A 14,035-nucleotide genomic window follows, 5' to 3' on the forward strand; every position below is an offset into this window, starting at 1 on the left:
TCAACCCTGTACCCGAGTACAGGGTCAATGCCGCCCAGCTTCCCTGGCGCATTCTTCGGTCCCGCTGACCCGCAGCCTGTGCATCAAAGGCAACGCGCACGTGCCCGTGCCGGTCCCGGGCTTTCCTCGTAGCATGACGGAGAAGGTTCTTCCCTTCCCGAAGGAGGGGAAGTCAGGTCGCAGGACTCGTTCACCTCGACTCGGCAGTGTGAGGGAAGTCGAGCTCTGCGACTCTGAGGTACCGCGCCATTGCCCGTCGGCACACGTTATCCGTGGTGCGCAGCGCATGCGCGGAGCTGCTCTTTGACCGGTGCTGTCGAGCCGAGGAGGGCGGACGGTGCAGAAACAGTGCAGGAGGCCGGTCAACTAGCCGGAGGTGTCGTTTCGGTGCGGCACAGTTGCTGCGAGCGACGCGGTCTCAGGCGGGCCGAGTGAGCATCGCGGCCAGATCGGCGGGGATCGGCATCGGGGTCATCAGCCCAGCTGCAGTCCGTCCGGTGTTCCCGTCGGGTAGCGGCCCAGCGCGAACCCGGGAGCAGTGACGATGATTCGCACCATCTGACCGAGAGCCTCACGACGGTCGCGCTGGCGCAGGGCGAGGCCGAGCATGGCGAGGTGGTTGCGGGTGTGCGGCCACGGATACGGCTGGGACAGGATGTGGGCGCGTTCGAGGTGGTGCCAGCGCCCGGCGTCGTCGTCGGTGTGGCGGGCAGCGGCCATTTCCGCGATGTAGACCGTGCGTAGAGAAGCGGGCATTCGGCTCATGGCGTGGGGTCCTTACTGGTGGATTCGAGGAACAGTGCGACGAGGACGAGGACGACACCGCAGGTGATGTAGGTGTCGGCGAGGTTGAAGGTGGCAAAACCATCCGGTGTGGAAATAGTCGGTGACTGTGCCGTCGAGGAAGCGGTCGATGACGTTGGCGGTGGCGCCGGCGACGATCGCGGCGAATCCGAGGGTCTGGAGCGGGTGACTGTCGGGTGCGGTGCGCCAGGCGTACACACCGATCGTCGCGGTGATGGCCGCGGTGACGGTGAGAACGACGGCGGTGGGGAGCTGGTCGCCGAGGCTGAATGCGACCCCGGTGTTGTAGGTCAGGCGCAGTTGCAGCAGACCGAGATCGAGTGCCCGCCCGTCAGATAGCGCGTCGCGGGCCACCGGGTCGAGGATCAGCGCGAGAGCAGCCAGCGCGCCGGCGAGTACGACGAGACTGCCGCGTCTGCGACCCTGCCCGGCCCCGGCCACCGAGGGTGCGACAGAGCTGTCATCCGGCGTCATAGCCGGGCTCCGGTGGCCGGTTCCGGCATCTTTGTCGATGGTGGTGCCTCGGTGAGGGCGTGGGCGCGGCCGGCGCGGACCCCGTTGGCGATCACGACGATCTCGGCGACCTCGTGAACCAGGACAACCGCCGCCAACCCGAGCACACCGAACAGGGCCAGGGGCATCAGGACGGTGATGATCGCGAGCGAGAGGCCGACGTTCTGCAACATGATCGTTCGTGATCGGCGGGCATGCTGCAGGGCTTGAGGTAGATGCCGCAGGTCCTCACCCATCAGGGCGACGTCGGCGGTCTCGATGGCCACGTCGGTGCCCATCGCGCCCATCGCGATCCCCAGATCGGCGGTGGCCAGGGCAGGGGCGTCGTTGACACCGTCGCCGACCATCGCCGTCGGCCGTGTACCGCGGAGGGTGTCGATGATGCGGGCCTTGTCCTCCGGACGCAGATCGGCGTGCACCTCGTCGATACCGACATCGGTGGCCAACGCTCGTGCGGTGCGCTCGTTGTCGCCGGTGAGCATCGCCACGGTGTAACCGTCGCGGCGCAGCCCCGCGACGACGTCGCGGGCTTCGGGACGAAGTTCGTCGCGCACCGCGATCGCCCCGATCAGGGCGCCGGCCCGTTCGATGAGCACCGCAGTGGCTCCGGCGTGCTGCATCCGCTCGATATCGGCAGCCAGAGAGCCCGGGTCGATCCACCCGGGCCGACCCAGACGGGCAGGAATGCCGCCGACGTGACCGGTCAGTCCGGCACCGGGGACCGCGTCGACGTCCTCGGCGGGGGTGTAGTCGTCGACGGCGGCGAGGATCGCTGCAGCGAGGGGGTGCTCACTGCGTGCCTCGAGCGCAGCGGCGACATTCAGAACGTCGGCGCGGGTGGCGCCGCCCGTGGTGGCAACGTCGATGACCTCGGGGCGGTTCCGGGTCAGGGTGCCGGTCTTGTCCAACGCGACGATGCGGATCCGGCCCAACGCTTCGAGGGCGGCACCGCCCTTGACCAGGACGCCGAGCTTGGAGGCGGCGCCGATCGCGGCGACCACGGTCACCGGGATCGCGATGGCCAGCGCACACGGGGACGCGGCGACCAGCACGACCAGGGCGCGTTCGATCCACACCAGCGGATCACCGAATACGCTGCCGATCGCGGCGATCAACGCCGCGGCAACCATCACTCCCGGCACCAGGGGCTTGGCGATCTTGTCGGCCAGACGCTGGGCCTCGCCCTTGCGGGATTGCTCGGCCTCCACGATCTTCACGATCTTGGCCAGCGAGTTGTCCTGCGCGCCGGCGGTGACCTCGACCTCGAGAACGCCGGTGCCGTTGATCGACCCGGCGAACACCTCGGAGCCCGGTCCGGCCTCGACCGGCACCGATTCCCCGGTGATCGCGGAGGTGTCCAGGGCGGTGCGCCCGGTGCGGATGGTGCCGTCGGTGGCGAGCCGCTCCCCGGGTTTGACGATCATGATCTCCCCGAGCCCCAACTCCGCGGGGGCGACGGTCTGTTCCCGGCCGCCGCGCAGGACGGTGGCAGTGTCCGGCACCAGATTCAGCAGGGCGCGCAGGCCCCGTCGGGTGCGAGTGACCGCGTACTCTTCGAGACCCTCACTGATGGCGAACAGGAACGCGAGCATCGCGGCTTCGCCGACCTCGCCGAGCAGCACGGCGCCGACGGCAGCGATCGTCATCAGGGTCCCGACCCCGATCTTGCCGCGGGCCAGCCGCTTGAGGGTCGAGGGGACGAAGGTGTAGCCGGCGACGACCAGCGCCACCGCCTCGAAGCCCGTCCCGAGAGCGTCGGGCCCACCGGTGACGCGGACGATCAGGGCCGCAATCAGCAGGACACCCGCGGCGGCGGCCGCCCGGATCTCGGTGACCTGCCACCACTTGTCGGGCTCCTGGTCGTCTTCGCCCTCGACGCGGGGTTCGTCGGGGCCGCATCCGCAGGCGTCGCTCATGCCGTCACTCCCGTGTCGGTGTCGGTGCCGTAGTTCGGGCACAGCGCGACGGCGTTGCCCGTGGCGGCCAGGAGGGTTTCGGCCGAGGCCAGCAGGTCGAGCAGTTCCAGTCGGGCCAGCGAGTAGAACACCTGCCGGCCCTGCGGGCGGCCTTGCACCAGGCCGCAGTCCCGCAGGCATGCCACGTGCGCCGACACTGTCGATTGCGCCAATCCCAGCTCGCCGACCAGGTCCGCTACTCGGGATTCCCCGGCGGCGAGGCGGCGCACGATGGCCAGGCGGGTGCCGTCGGAGAGACTGTGGAACAACGCTGCTGCAGAGTCGAGACTTTCACCGAAGCAGGTCGTCGCTCGCTCATTCATCGTCATAAAACGATGATATTGAGGAAACATGATTAATCAAGCGGAGGGAGCGGGACAACGCGCGTTCTACTCCGCCAGTGCGGACTCCGACAACGGTCGCGAATGATGACGGCTGGCGGATTCTCGGACCGGCTCGTCACGACTCAAGGGACGTTCACAGACTGGCCGGCTGGCTCCCAGCCTGGAACGGCCAACGGGTCGCATGCCAGTTCTGCCTCGCGGGAGGATCGCCTTGCTCAGACTGTCCAGGCCGGTCGCCAGGTCCTCGCACGGGAGAGCCGATCGTGTCGACGAATCGACGGCACAGCTCGTCGAGCACCTCGGTGATGGGCATGTCGGTGGTGCCGTAGCGCAACTGTCGGCTCGGCTGAAGGTCGGCGAGGGCAGCGAACTCGATCAGATTCTGCTGGGCATGACACAGCTTCGCCGGTGCAGCGAGGACAGCAGCGTCACGCAGGTCGTATCGGCAGAACGGTCTCACACGCCCCGGGCGTTGCGGTTCGCGAGCATGGCGCTGCGGGCACTGCCACGGCGGGGCCAGAGCGCTCATCCACGCCGTTCCTGTCCACGGCACCTGACCGCAGCCTTCGCATGTCGACTGCAGATACACCTGGTGGCGTACACAGAGCGGCAGCAGCGGATTGGCCCAGCCTGCATGCCACCACGGATCGGGTTCGGCCAGGCATCGGGCACAGAAACGCGATCCTCCCCGGTCGGGCCGAATGTGGCGGTGGTGCACCAGGTACCGTGCCGCGGCGGCATCGATCGGCCGGCCCCACAGGGCGGCGCGCAGGTCACCGGCAGGGACACCGAGGTGAGCGGCGATCCACCGAGCGTGCAGGCTCAGGTGCTCGAGAACGAGGTGATATCCGGTCGGGCTCCGCGGCACACGGAGCTCGCGCAAAATCTGGATCGGGGTCAGTTGGTAGCGACAGCCGACGCGCATCAGCCAGCCCGGCAGATACTCGGCGGGATGTAGTTGCACGGTGATCGGCCACCGGTCGACTCTTATCGTGGCCATAGTGGTTCCCCAACCACTGAGCCGGCCAGGGCGGGACCAGCCGGTATCAGCCGGTGCGGGCGGCGGATTCGCTGGCATTGTCGACGGTCGCGGTGGTGATCAACTCAGCAGTGACGGCTTCGACGCCGGTGACGATCGCGAGATACGAGATCCGGTCGAGCAGATTCGTCAACGACGCGATCCGCCCCTGGGTGCGGCGGTGCAGCAGCCGAGCATGCTCGCACAGCATCCCGTCATGGCTGCCGGCGAGGGTGAGGTGTTCTTCGGCGGTGCGCAGCAGCGCGAGCCAGCCGCGCATCCCGGTGTCGGTGTCGATGCTGAACGGGGCAACCGGGCAGCGGGTGGCGCGGCGGCTGGTCTGGGCGTAGACGGTGTGCTCGCCGAGCAGGCCTTCGTCGAAGAAGCGTTTGGCGGTCAGATTCACCCCGACGTAAATGAAGGTAGCGGCCATGTCGTTGGCCAAACCCTTGAGATGGTTCGATACCTCCAGGCCGTTGCGGTGCCGGAAGTCGACGAAGTGCAGATCGTCGAGCACGATCAACCGGGTACCGCAGGAGGTGACACAGTCCACCGCCAAGGCCCCGAGTTTCGAGGTGGAGGCACGGTCCACGGCCGGATGGCCGTAGAACCGCAGGATCTGCTGATTGAGGCCTTTGAGGGTGACCCCGGCGCTGAGCGGGATGAACGCCACCGGCCACCGTTGATGCCCCTCCACGGTGAGGGGTCCGTCGCGGCGCAGAACTCGCCGGTGGACGTCGCGGGCATAGCGGGTGGCGATGGTGGTCTTGCCGAGGCCGGGTTCGGCGTCGATGACCACCGAGCCGCGCAGCTTGTCGCCGTCCCGATACGCCGAGGCCATCACCTGATCGCAGATCCCGTAGGCGGCGGCGAGTTGGCTGGTCTTGATCGTCGGCAGGTTGGCGTTCCACACCATCCGGGCTTCGTTGTAGTCCTCGAGCTCCTCCTGCGACAGTCGGGACATCGCGGTGCGGGAGAGGACCTCGAACGGTTCACGCGGTGGGGCGGTGACGAAGGCGTGCCAGCCCTGTTTGCGGGAGAGCTGGTAGCGGACAGTGCCATACGTTGGCCCAGGGGTTCATTCGTCGAACACCTCGAACACGTCTTCGTCGGGATGCTCCGCGTAGTACCGGTCGAATACGTCGACGTCGTCGACCACCTCCAACCGTTGAGTTCGACTGGTGGCGAGTTCGTCGAGCAGCTCGGCGACGCCCGGCACGGACGCAGTGTCGCGTTCGTCGTCGATACCGGACTGCTGTCCTTCGGTTTCCGGATGCGGGCGGTGGGCACTGAGTCGGCGGGCCAGGGCGCGGTCGCGGCGTGTCGCGACGTCGTCTCGGCTCCACGCGAGCAGCAGATCCCGTACCGCGGCGGCGGGATCGAAGTGGCGATGCTCGCGCACGGCGATGCGTTTGGCGTAGTCGGCGGCGTCCCTGCTGAACGGCTGGTTCAGGCAAGCGCCGTGCTCCCACACCAACTGATGCCAACGGTGGCTGTCCGGGTCCTGGAACCAGGCGTGCCGGATGTCGTGATTGTCGACGAAGATCGGCCACTTGCCGGCGTGCACACCGCCATACGGCGAACGGGTGGTGCGATACAAGGTGAGCCCGGATCCGTCGTAACGCAGTCCGTCGACCTCGACGCCGTAGTGCTGGATCGTACGCCAACGCACATCGAGGAACTCATACGCCAGATCCGGATTCGCCGGCAACAGCAGACCACCCGATTTGGCGACCCCGATCTCGAACATCTCGCTCGGCGAAAACCCCACCCGCGGCAGTTCCGGCACGCACAGCCCGTCATGTCGGGTGTGGTGATAGACCCGGCCCACCCATTCCCGGATGATCTGCTCGAGTTCGCTGGCGTAGTAGAACGCGGCGTCTTCGACGTCTTTGCCCCGTGAGTACACGTCCGGGCCCTTGTAGGCGGGCAGGTGCTGTAGCAGTGATTCGCGCAGGGTGCGGAAGAAGCGTTCGACGGTGGGTTTGTCGGTGGGCTTGTGCGGGATCGCCGGCTGAACGGTGATACCCAGTCGGGCGCAGACTCCGATCACATGAGAGGACAGGTACTGCTTGCCGTGATCGACGACGATCGCCTCGGGCAGACATGCCGGTAGATCCCCGACGCGTCGCTGGGAGATCCCGTCCGGGGACTCGGTGCCGACGAGCAGGTTTCGCGGCACCCCGTGATACGGCCAGAGTTGATCCGCAGTCGGGTCGGTGTCGCGGGCGGGAGTGATGCACTGGTACAGCACATTCGCCACGTCCTGGGACCGCGTCGATAGCGGTGTCAGGCGCAGTCCGAGGATGCAGCGGGTGAACAGGTCCATCGCCACGGTCAACTCCACCCCGACCCAGCGCATGGTGACCGGTTCCATCGCGAACACATCCAGCGCGGTGGTATCGAGCACCACGTACTCCCCCGGACGGGTCGCGCGCAGTCGGCCGAGGACACCGCGGGGCCGGTCCGCCACCGACCGCCGGCCTTTCGCGCTACCGAACGCGTGCCGCCCCTTCGACAATGTCTTCACCCGCCGGTATGCCGTGCTCAGGGAGGGCAACGGCACCATGCCCGGCCCGAATTCTGCTTCCAGGTCCTTGGCAACGGCATCGATGACCGCGCCGATCGTCGGGGTCGAGACGGTGACGTACCTATCGAGCACCCGCACACATGCTGCGTCCCACCGGTGATCGACACTGGTGGCGTAGCGGCTACGGATCCGACTGTCCGTGAGTCCGGCAACTCCTGCCGCGCGGTATCCGGCGATCCAGCGGTACAGGGTGCGCACAGAGACGTGAAGTTCCGCCGCTCTGGTGGCCAACACCGATTCGAGTTCGGCGCCGGAGGTCGCAACCTCGGTCAGGATGCCGCGGACGTGTTCGGCTCGTGTTTCCAGTTCCTGAATCTGGGTTGCGGTCAGCGAGGAGAGCACTACGGCAGCAGGGTCAGCGGAGGCGGTGTCGTCCGGCGGTGAGATCGCTGTTCCCCGTGCCGCGATCTCGGTGACCGCGACACGCTGCATCCGCTCTCCGGACCGGAGGGTGACATCGTGTCCCTGCAGCGCCACGACTTCCCATGAGCAGCCGTCGAGCCAGACCTTGATTCCTGCACGTAGTTCGACGATGTTGGTCACGGCGTGCTCCTTACACCGGACACCTGCGACTGTCCGGACAGCGGCACCGTCAGGTCCACCGACCACAGACCGGACCACAGCTTCGCCAGCACCGCGATTCGCGAGCCGGGCCTGTTCACCGATGCGGCGAGGTCGTCGAGGGTCATCCCGGGCACTGCGACGCTGTCGAGTGCCCTCATCACCGCGGGGTCGATCCACTCGCTACGACGAGCGCCCCCGAGGATTCGGAGGTTCGCCAGCACTACTGGGTTTGCACCGGTCCACACTTCATACGACCAGCCCCGACTCGAACACAGTCGTTCGGTCCAGGCGAACACCTGCGCAACTGCGTCGCGACGGGCGAACTCGGCGGGTTTGACGTCGACGACCGTGAATCCGCCGTCTGTGCGTTGGAGCAGCAGATCGGGCGCATGCCGACGCATGGTCTTCCCGTCCGGGCCGCACAGCCACATCGGCTGTGCGGCGATCCGCACCACTTCCGGTGCGTAGTCCGCCAGCCACAACCGGTCCAGTTCGAGTCGGCTCTCGTAGAGGACGTGGCCACGGTTGGTGGCCGACCAGAACATCCCGGAATAGTGGCGCTGATGGGGGTGACTGCGGACTTTCCGTACCGGCAGGCCCAGGATCATCCGATAGGGATCTGCCGCAGCGAGGGTCGTCGCGACAGGATCACCTGATTCCTGCACGTACCTGACCTCAACCTCGCTGGTCCGGGGCACTTTTTCAGGGTCCCGCTACTGACACGAATTTGAGAAACCGACACGCCGCTGACAGGCGACTGACATGAAATTGAGAAACTGACACCGAATCCGAGAACCTACACCTGGCGGTGTCCGGGTTGGTGCGAACACGGTTGGCGAAGTCGGTACACGACGCCGGGTGGGGCATGTTCACCGCCATGCTCGAGGAGAAAGCCGCACGATATGGGCGGACCTTCGTGAAGGTGGATCGCTGGTTCCCGTCGAGCCAGACGTGCTCGGCGTGTGGAGTGGTCGACGGGCCGAAGCCGCTCTCGATTCGAGAGTGGACGTGTGCAGCGTGTGGTGCGGTCCACGACCGCGACCTGAACGCCGCAATCAACATTCTCGCCGCAGGACGTGCGGAGAGGTTAAACGCCTGTGGAGGGACCGTAAGTCCTGCCGCGTAGCGGAAGGCAGGTCCCGGTGAAACAGGAACCCACCGAAGCGGCACGACGTGCCGCTGTAGGAATCCTGGTCGTTCACGGCCGGGAGGACGTCAACGGTCAGTCTGTGCCGGGACCGACGTTGCGGCTGTTGCGGGTACGCAGTGTGCGGACGTACTCCTCGGGGGCGCCCGCGACCTCCGCGGCGTCGGCCATCACCCCGAGATAGCGCGCCGACGGCAGGCCGCCTTCGTACGCGTCCATCACGTAGAGCCACGCGAGCGTGGGTCCGTCCTGCGTCTCGATGCGGACGCGGATCTTGCGGTGGATGCCGAGCTCGGAGCCCTCCCAACGGTCGAGTCGCTGCTCGTCCTCGGACGGGACGTCGTACAGGACGACGAACACCTTCGCCTCGGGGTCGTCGAGGTCTTCGACGACGGTGGCCAGTGCGCCCTCCCACCCGATGTCGCCGCCGCTGAAGGTGAGCCGCCAGCCGTGCAGCCAGCCGGTGCCCGCCATCGGGGAGTGCGGGCAGCGTTGCATCATCTGTTCGGGATCCATGTTGGACCCGTAAGCGGCATAGATCGGCACGGGCGTCAGCCTAATCTGTGGCTAGTAACCTGTTGCGTGCAGTGTGCGGAACACGCTGACTGCGGACGCGTGCTCGGCCGCGTCCGGCTCGCCGCCCGGAGACCCCGGTCGGCCCAGAATGTGGAGGACGAATGACGACCCGGATCGTGATCATCGGCGGCGGTCCCGCCGGCTACGAAGCAGCTCTCGTGGCGGCACAGCACGGAGCACAGGTCACGGTGGTCGACTCGGACGGCATCGGCGGCGCGTGCGTGTTGTTCGACTGCGTTCCCTCCAAGACCTTCATCGCCTCCACCGGGATCCGCACCGACATGCGCCGCGCCACCGATCTGGGGATCGCGCTCGATCCGTCGCAGGCGCGCATCTCGCTTCCGCAGATCCACTCGCGCGTCAAGGGCCTCGCCCAGGCGCAGTCGTCCGACATCCGTGCGCGTTTGCAGACCGAGGGCGTCGAGTTGCTCTCGGGCCGCGCCGAGCTGATCGACCCGCTGCTCGGCATGGCGGCGCACCAGGTGCGCGCGGTACTCGGGAACGGCGACGAGCGCACCCTCGACGCCGATGTCGTCCTGATCGCGACGGGCGCGAGCCCGCGCGTGCTCCCGGGTGCCGAGCCGGACGGCGAACGCATCCTCAACTGGCGCCAGCTCTACGACCTCGACGAGCTGCCGTCGCACCTCGTGGTGGTCGGCTCGGGTGTCACGGGCGCCGAGTTCGTGTCCGCCTACACCGAGATGGGGGTGAAGGTCACACTCGTGTCGAGCCGCGACCGCGTGCTGCCCGGCGAGGACGCGGACGCGGCTCTCGTGCTCGAGGACGCGCTCGCCGAGCGCGGTGTCGAACTGGTCAAGCACGCGCGCGCCGATGCTGTCGAGCGGGTCGGCGACGGGATCGTGGTCACGCTGTCGGACGGGCGCACCGTCGAGGGCAGTCACGCACTCATGACGGTCGGTTCGGTGCCCAACACCACCGGCCTCGGGCTCGAGAAGGTGGGCATCGAGCTCGATCGCGGCGGCTACCTGCGTGTCGACCGCGTGTCGCGGACCACTGTCGCGGGCATCTACGCCGCGGGCGACTGCACGGGCCTGCTGCCGCTCGCATCGGTCGCCGCGATGCAGGGCCGGATCGCGATGTACCACGCGCTCGGCGAGGGCGTGAGCCCGATCAAGCTGAAAACCGTTGCCTCCGCGGTGTTCACGCGGCCCGAGATCGCGACGGTCGGCGTCAGTCAGGCCGCTATCGACGACGGCCAGGTACCGGCGCGCACGGTCATGCTGCCGCTCAACACCAACCCGCGCGCCAAGATGTCGAGCCTGCGTCGCGGTTTCGTCAAGATCTTCTGCCGTCCCGCGACGGGCGTCGTGATCGGCGGTGTCGTGGTGGCGCCCAACGGTTCCGAGCTGATCCTGCCGCTCGCGATGGCGGTGCAGAACAATCTCACCGTCACCGATCTCGCGAATACCTTCTCGGTGTACCCGTCGTTGTCGGGCTCGATCACCGAGGCCGCACGGCAGTTGATGCGTCACGACGACCTCGACTGAGTCGATCGAGGGCTTCGTCTCACCATTCGGGCATCTCGTTTCAGATTATGGGGGAAGGAGTAGGGTGGCCGGTACGGCGGTCACCCCGCTCCGCCGTGTCCGGCGCTCTCCCGCCCCGTGATCCAGGACGGCCAGGGTGTTCAGTCGCCTACCGTTTCGTCCGTCGTCCGGTTTCCACGCGCGCCGTGAATTCCGGGCGGCCCCGGGAGTCCGTATGTCCCTCGCATTCTCGTCGCGGATGGCGGAGCTGCGCAGCTCCGCCATCCGCGATCTCCTCTCGCTCACCGCGAAGCCCGAGATCCTCAGTCTCGCGGGCGGCCTGCCCGCACCCGAGTTCCTCGACCGCGAACGCGTCGCCGCCGAAGCCGCGCGGGTGCTCGCCGCACCGTCGTCGGTGCAGTATGGGGAGACCGTCGGATCACGCGACGTGCGCGACGCGATCGCCCGGTTCGACAGGTGCGGTCGTGACCTCGACGGCGACCACATCGTCGTCACCAACGGCTCGCAACAGGCACTGAGCCTGGTCGCGCAGGTCGTGCTCGATCCCGGCGACGACGTCGTGCTCGAAAGCCCCGCCTACACGGGTGCCCTTCAGGTGTTCCAGGCCGCGCAGGCCCGGATCACCACCGTCCCACTCGACGACGACGGCCTCGACGTCGAGGCGCTGACGACGCTGCTCGAGAACGGTCTGCGGCCCAAACTCGTGCACACTGTGGCGAACTTCCACAACCCGCGCGGAGTCGTGCTCGCCGACGACCGCAGGCGAGCACTGGCCGCGTTGGCCGAACGCTACGACTTCCGGATCGTCGAGGACGACCCGTACGGCAGGCTGTGGTTCGACGTCGCGCCGCCCGCCTCGCTCGCCGCGTACTCGGACAGGGTGGTGCGTCTGTCGAGTGTGTCGAAGATCCTGGTGCCCGCGCTGCGCGTCGGCTGGTTGCATGCGGACGCCGAATTGTGTTCCGCCGTCGAGCGACTCAAGCAGAGTGCCGACCTGTGCGGGTCGTCGCTCACACAGCAGATCGCGGCCGGGCTGCTCGACGACCGGCAATGGCTCGACCCGCACGTCGACCGGGTCCGCGCGGCCTACCGCGCGCGTGCCGCGACGCTCGTCGACGCACTCGAGGCCGCATTCGGCGACGACGTCACCGTGTCGCGGCCGCGCGGCGGGATGTTCTGTTGGGTGCGGTTCGGCGGCGGCGTCGACACCGAACTCCTGTTGACCGATGCGGCCGACGAGGGCGTCGCGTTCGTACCCGGTGCGGCGTTCTCGCCCGACGCCGAACCCGCATGGGGGCGGTCGGGTGCGCGCCTGTGCTTCGTCACCTACCGCGAGGAACTGCTCGTGGAGGCCGTCGGGCGCTTGCACGGTGCGTGGTCACGACACGTTCGCGTGCGGGCCTGCGCTCATGCGAGGTCGTAGCTGCGCAGGACGGCGTCGTTCCAGCCGTCCGTCAGCCGGGCACGGGTGTCGTCGTCCATCTGCGGTTGCCACCGCTGATCGGTCGCCCACTTGCGTTCGACCTCGGCCCGATCCGCCCAGAAGCCCACCGCCAGGCCTGCCGCGTAGGCGGCGCCGAGGACCGTCGTCTCGATGATCTGCGGCCGGATCACAGGGATGCCCAGGATGTCGGACTGGAACTGCATGAGCAGATCGTTGACCACCATGCCGCCGTCGACCTTGAGTTCGGCGAGCGTGGCACCGGAGTCCGCGGTCATCGCATCGACCACCTCGCGGGTCTGGTACGCGGTGGCCTCCAGTGCCGCACGTGCGAGATGGCGGCGGTCGACGAATCGGGTGAGTCCGGTGATCACGCCGCGCGCGTCGGGCCGCCAGCGCGGCGCGAACAGTCCCGAGAACGCGGGCACGATGTACGCGCCGCCCGTGTCGTCCACCTCACGGGCGAGGCTTTCCACCTCGGCGGACGACGCGATCATCCCGAGATTGTCGCGGAGCCACTGCACGAGGGAGCCGGTGACCGCGATCGACCCTTCGAGCGCGTAGACCGCGGGTTCGCTGCCGAACCGGAAGCACACGGTGGTGAGCAGGCCGTGATCGCTGAAGATCCGTTCGGTGCCGGTGTTGAGCAGAACGAAATTTCCTGTGCCGTACGTGCTTTTCGCGTCGCCTGCCGAGAAGCACGCTTGGCCGACCATCGCGGCCTGCTGATCGCCGAGGATGCCCGCTATCGGCACTCCCGCGAGGGAACCCCGTTCGCGGACCGCACCGTACGTCTCGGACGAACTGCGGATCTCGGGCAGCATCGACATGGGGATCCCGAACTCGCGGCACAGGTCCTCGTCCCATTCGAGGGTCTCGATGTTCATCAGCATCGTGCGCGACGCGTTCGTGACGTCGGTGACGTGGACCGCGCCGCGGCCCCCGCCGGCATTCGTCATGTTCCACACGAGCCAGCTGTCGATCGTGCCGAAACACAGTTCGCCGGCGTCGGCGCGCTCGCGTGCGCCGTCGACGTTGTCGAGGATCCACCGCACCTTCGGTCCCGCGAAGTACGTCGAGAGCGGAAGGCCCGTGCGGTCGCGGAAGCGCTCGCGCCCCTCGTCGCCCGCGAGACGGTCGCACAGCGCGTCGGTGCGCGTGTCCTGCCACACGATCGCGTTGTACACCGGCTCGCCCGTCGTGCGGTCCCACACGACGGTCGTCTCCCGCTGGTTCGTGATGCCGAGCGCCACGACGTCGCGCGCACTCACATCGCCCTTCGCGAGCGCGAGAGCGATGACTTCGCGCGTGTTCAACCACAGTTCGACGGGGTCGTGCTCGACCCAGCCCGCGCGCGGAAAGATCTGCCGGTGTTCCTTCTGGGCGGAACCGACCACCACGGCGTCGTGGTCGAAGATCATGCACCGGCTGGAGGTGGTGCCCTGGTCGATCGCGACGATGTACTGAGCCACGTGCTTCAAGCTACTAGCCTGGACACGCACGCGCCTCGTTCTCGGCCCGCGCGCGTGGCCCGTCCACCGACAGGAGCCCGAGTTGAGCAGGAGACCGCAGTGA

Annotated in this window: 11 protein-coding genes and 2 pseudogenes; 3 read left to right on the forward strand and 10 right to left on the reverse strand. The window is 67.7% G+C overall.

Annotated features, from left to right (window positions below; all coding sequences use genetic code 11):
* Positions 1 to 418 precede the first annotated feature (418 nt).
* From HCA44_RS03595 to HCA44_RS03630, 8 genes and pseudogenes are all read right to left on the reverse strand, one after another.
* Positions 419 to 765 (reverse strand): annotated as a pseudogene (locus tag HCA44_RS03595) (DUF3703 domain-containing protein).
* Positions 762 to 1,278, reverse strand: a pseudogene (gene lspA / locus HCA44_RS03600) (signal peptidase II). The pseudogenes HCA44_RS03595 and lspA overlap by 4 nt, the downstream one beginning before the upstream one ends.
* Positions 1,275 to 3,233: a cation-translocating P-type ATPase gene (locus HCA44_RS03605; RefSeq protein ID WP_169647155.1), complete on the reverse strand. Its 1,959-nt coding sequence runs from the start codon at positions 3,231 to 3,233 to the stop codon at positions 1,275 to 1,277. Before HCA44_RS03605 ends, lspA begins: the two are co-directional and overlap by 4 nt.
* Positions 3,230 to 3,601, reverse strand: coding sequence for a metalloregulator ArsR/SmtB family transcription factor (locus HCA44_RS03610; RefSeq protein ID WP_054720048.1), 372 nt, complete (start codon positions 3,599 to 3,601; stop codon positions 3,230 to 3,232). Before HCA44_RS03610 ends, HCA44_RS03605 begins: the two co-directional genes overlap by 4 nt.
* 148 nt (positions 3,602 to 3,749) lie before the next feature.
* Complete coding sequence (locus HCA44_RS03615; protein WP_072738915.1) at positions 3,750 to 4,616, reverse strand: TniQ family protein; 867 nt, start codon at positions 4,614 to 4,616, stop codon at positions 3,750 to 3,752.
* Positions 4,617 to 4,662: 46 nt separating this feature from the next.
* Positions 4,663 to 5,598 carry an AAA family ATPase gene (locus HCA44_RS03620; RefSeq protein ID WP_169647156.1) on the reverse strand — a complete coding sequence of 312 codons (936 nt, stop codon included), beginning with the start codon at positions 5,596 to 5,598 and terminating at the stop codon, positions 4,663 to 4,665.
* A 114-nt stretch (positions 5,599 to 5,712) separates the two neighbouring features.
* Positions 5,713 to 7,767 carry a helix-turn-helix domain-containing protein gene (locus tag HCA44_RS03625; protein WP_172506154.1) on the reverse strand — a complete coding sequence of 685 codons (2,055 nt, stop codon included), beginning with the start codon at positions 7,765 to 7,767 and terminating at the stop codon, positions 5,713 to 5,715.
* Entirely contained in the window at positions 7,764 to 8,453 is a 690-nt protein-coding gene (locus tag HCA44_RS03630) for a TnsA-like heteromeric transposase endonuclease subunit (protein WP_226435562.1), read from the reverse strand. The genes HCA44_RS03625 and HCA44_RS03630 overlap by 4 nt, the downstream gene beginning before the upstream one ends.
* Positions 8,454 to 8,596: 143 nt before the next feature.
* Here HCA44_RS03630 and HCA44_RS03635 point away from each other — a divergent pair, with 143 nt between their 5' ends.
* A complete protein-coding gene (locus tag HCA44_RS03635) occupies positions 8,597 to 8,914 on the forward strand; it encodes an RNA-guided endonuclease TnpB family protein (protein ID WP_346764557.1) in 318 nt (105 codons plus the stop codon).
* Between the two features lie 96 nt (positions 8,915 to 9,010).
* On the opposite strand, the gene HCA44_RS03640 is transcribed toward HCA44_RS03635, so the two are convergent.
* Positions 9,011 to 9,481, reverse strand: coding sequence for a gamma-glutamylcyclotransferase (locus HCA44_RS03640; RefSeq protein WP_169647157.1), 471 nt, complete (start codon positions 9,479 to 9,481; stop codon positions 9,011 to 9,013).
* 131 nt (positions 9,482 to 9,612) lie between these two features.
* Here HCA44_RS03640 and HCA44_RS03645 point away from each other — a divergent pair, with 131 nt between their 5' ends.
* Both HCA44_RS03645 and HCA44_RS03650 read left to right on the forward strand, forming a co-directional pair.
* A complete protein-coding gene (locus HCA44_RS03645) occupies positions 9,613 to 11,019 on the forward strand; it encodes an NAD(P)H-quinone dehydrogenase (protein WP_169647158.1) in 1,407 nt (468 codons plus the stop codon).
* 214 nt (positions 11,020 to 11,233) lie between these two features.
* Complete coding sequence (locus tag HCA44_RS03650; protein ID WP_169647159.1) at positions 11,234 to 12,442, forward strand: PLP-dependent aminotransferase family protein; 1,209 nt, start codon at positions 11,234 to 11,236, stop codon at positions 12,440 to 12,442.
* On the opposite strand, the gene glpK is transcribed toward HCA44_RS03650, so the two are convergent.
* Positions 12,427 to 13,932, reverse strand: a complete 1,506-nt coding sequence (glpK, locus tag HCA44_RS03655) for a glycerol kinase GlpK (RefSeq protein WP_169647160.1) — start codon at positions 13,930 to 13,932, stop codon at positions 12,427 to 12,429. The two genes, HCA44_RS03650 and glpK, sit on opposite strands and share 16 nt — an antisense overlap.
* Between the last annotated feature and the right edge of the window lie 103 nt (positions 13,933 to 14,035).

It is taken from the genome of Rhodococcus sp. HNM0569 (assembly GCF_012726205.1).
Classification (GTDB): Bacteria; Actinomycetota; Actinomycetes; order Mycobacteriales; family Mycobacteriaceae; genus Rhodococcus_F.

Bases quoted from the DNA above. Each gene is read 5' to 3' on its own strand.
- HCA44_RS03650 (WP_169647159.1), top strand. From the start codon at position 11,234: ATGTCCCTCGCATTCTCGTCGCGGATGGCGGAGCTGCGCAGCTCCGCC.
- HCA44_RS03605 (WP_169647155.1), bottom strand. From the start codon at position 3,233: ATGAGCGACGCCTGCGGATGCGGCCCCGACGAACCCCGCGTCGAGGGC.
- HCA44_RS03615 (WP_072738915.1), bottom strand. From the start codon at position 4,616: ATGGCCACGATAAGAGTCGACCGGTGGCCGATCACCGTGCAACTACAT.
- HCA44_RS03620 (WP_169647156.1), bottom strand. From the start codon at position 5,598: ATGTCCCGACTGTCGCAGGAGGAGCTCGAGGACTACAACGAAGCCCGG.
- HCA44_RS03645 (WP_169647158.1), top strand. From the start codon at position 9,613: ATGACGACCCGGATCGTGATCATCGGCGGCGGTCCCGCCGGCTACGAA.
- HCA44_RS03610 (WP_054720048.1), bottom strand. From the start codon at position 3,601: ATGACGATGAATGAGCGAGCGACGACCTGCTTCGGTGAAAGTCTCGAC.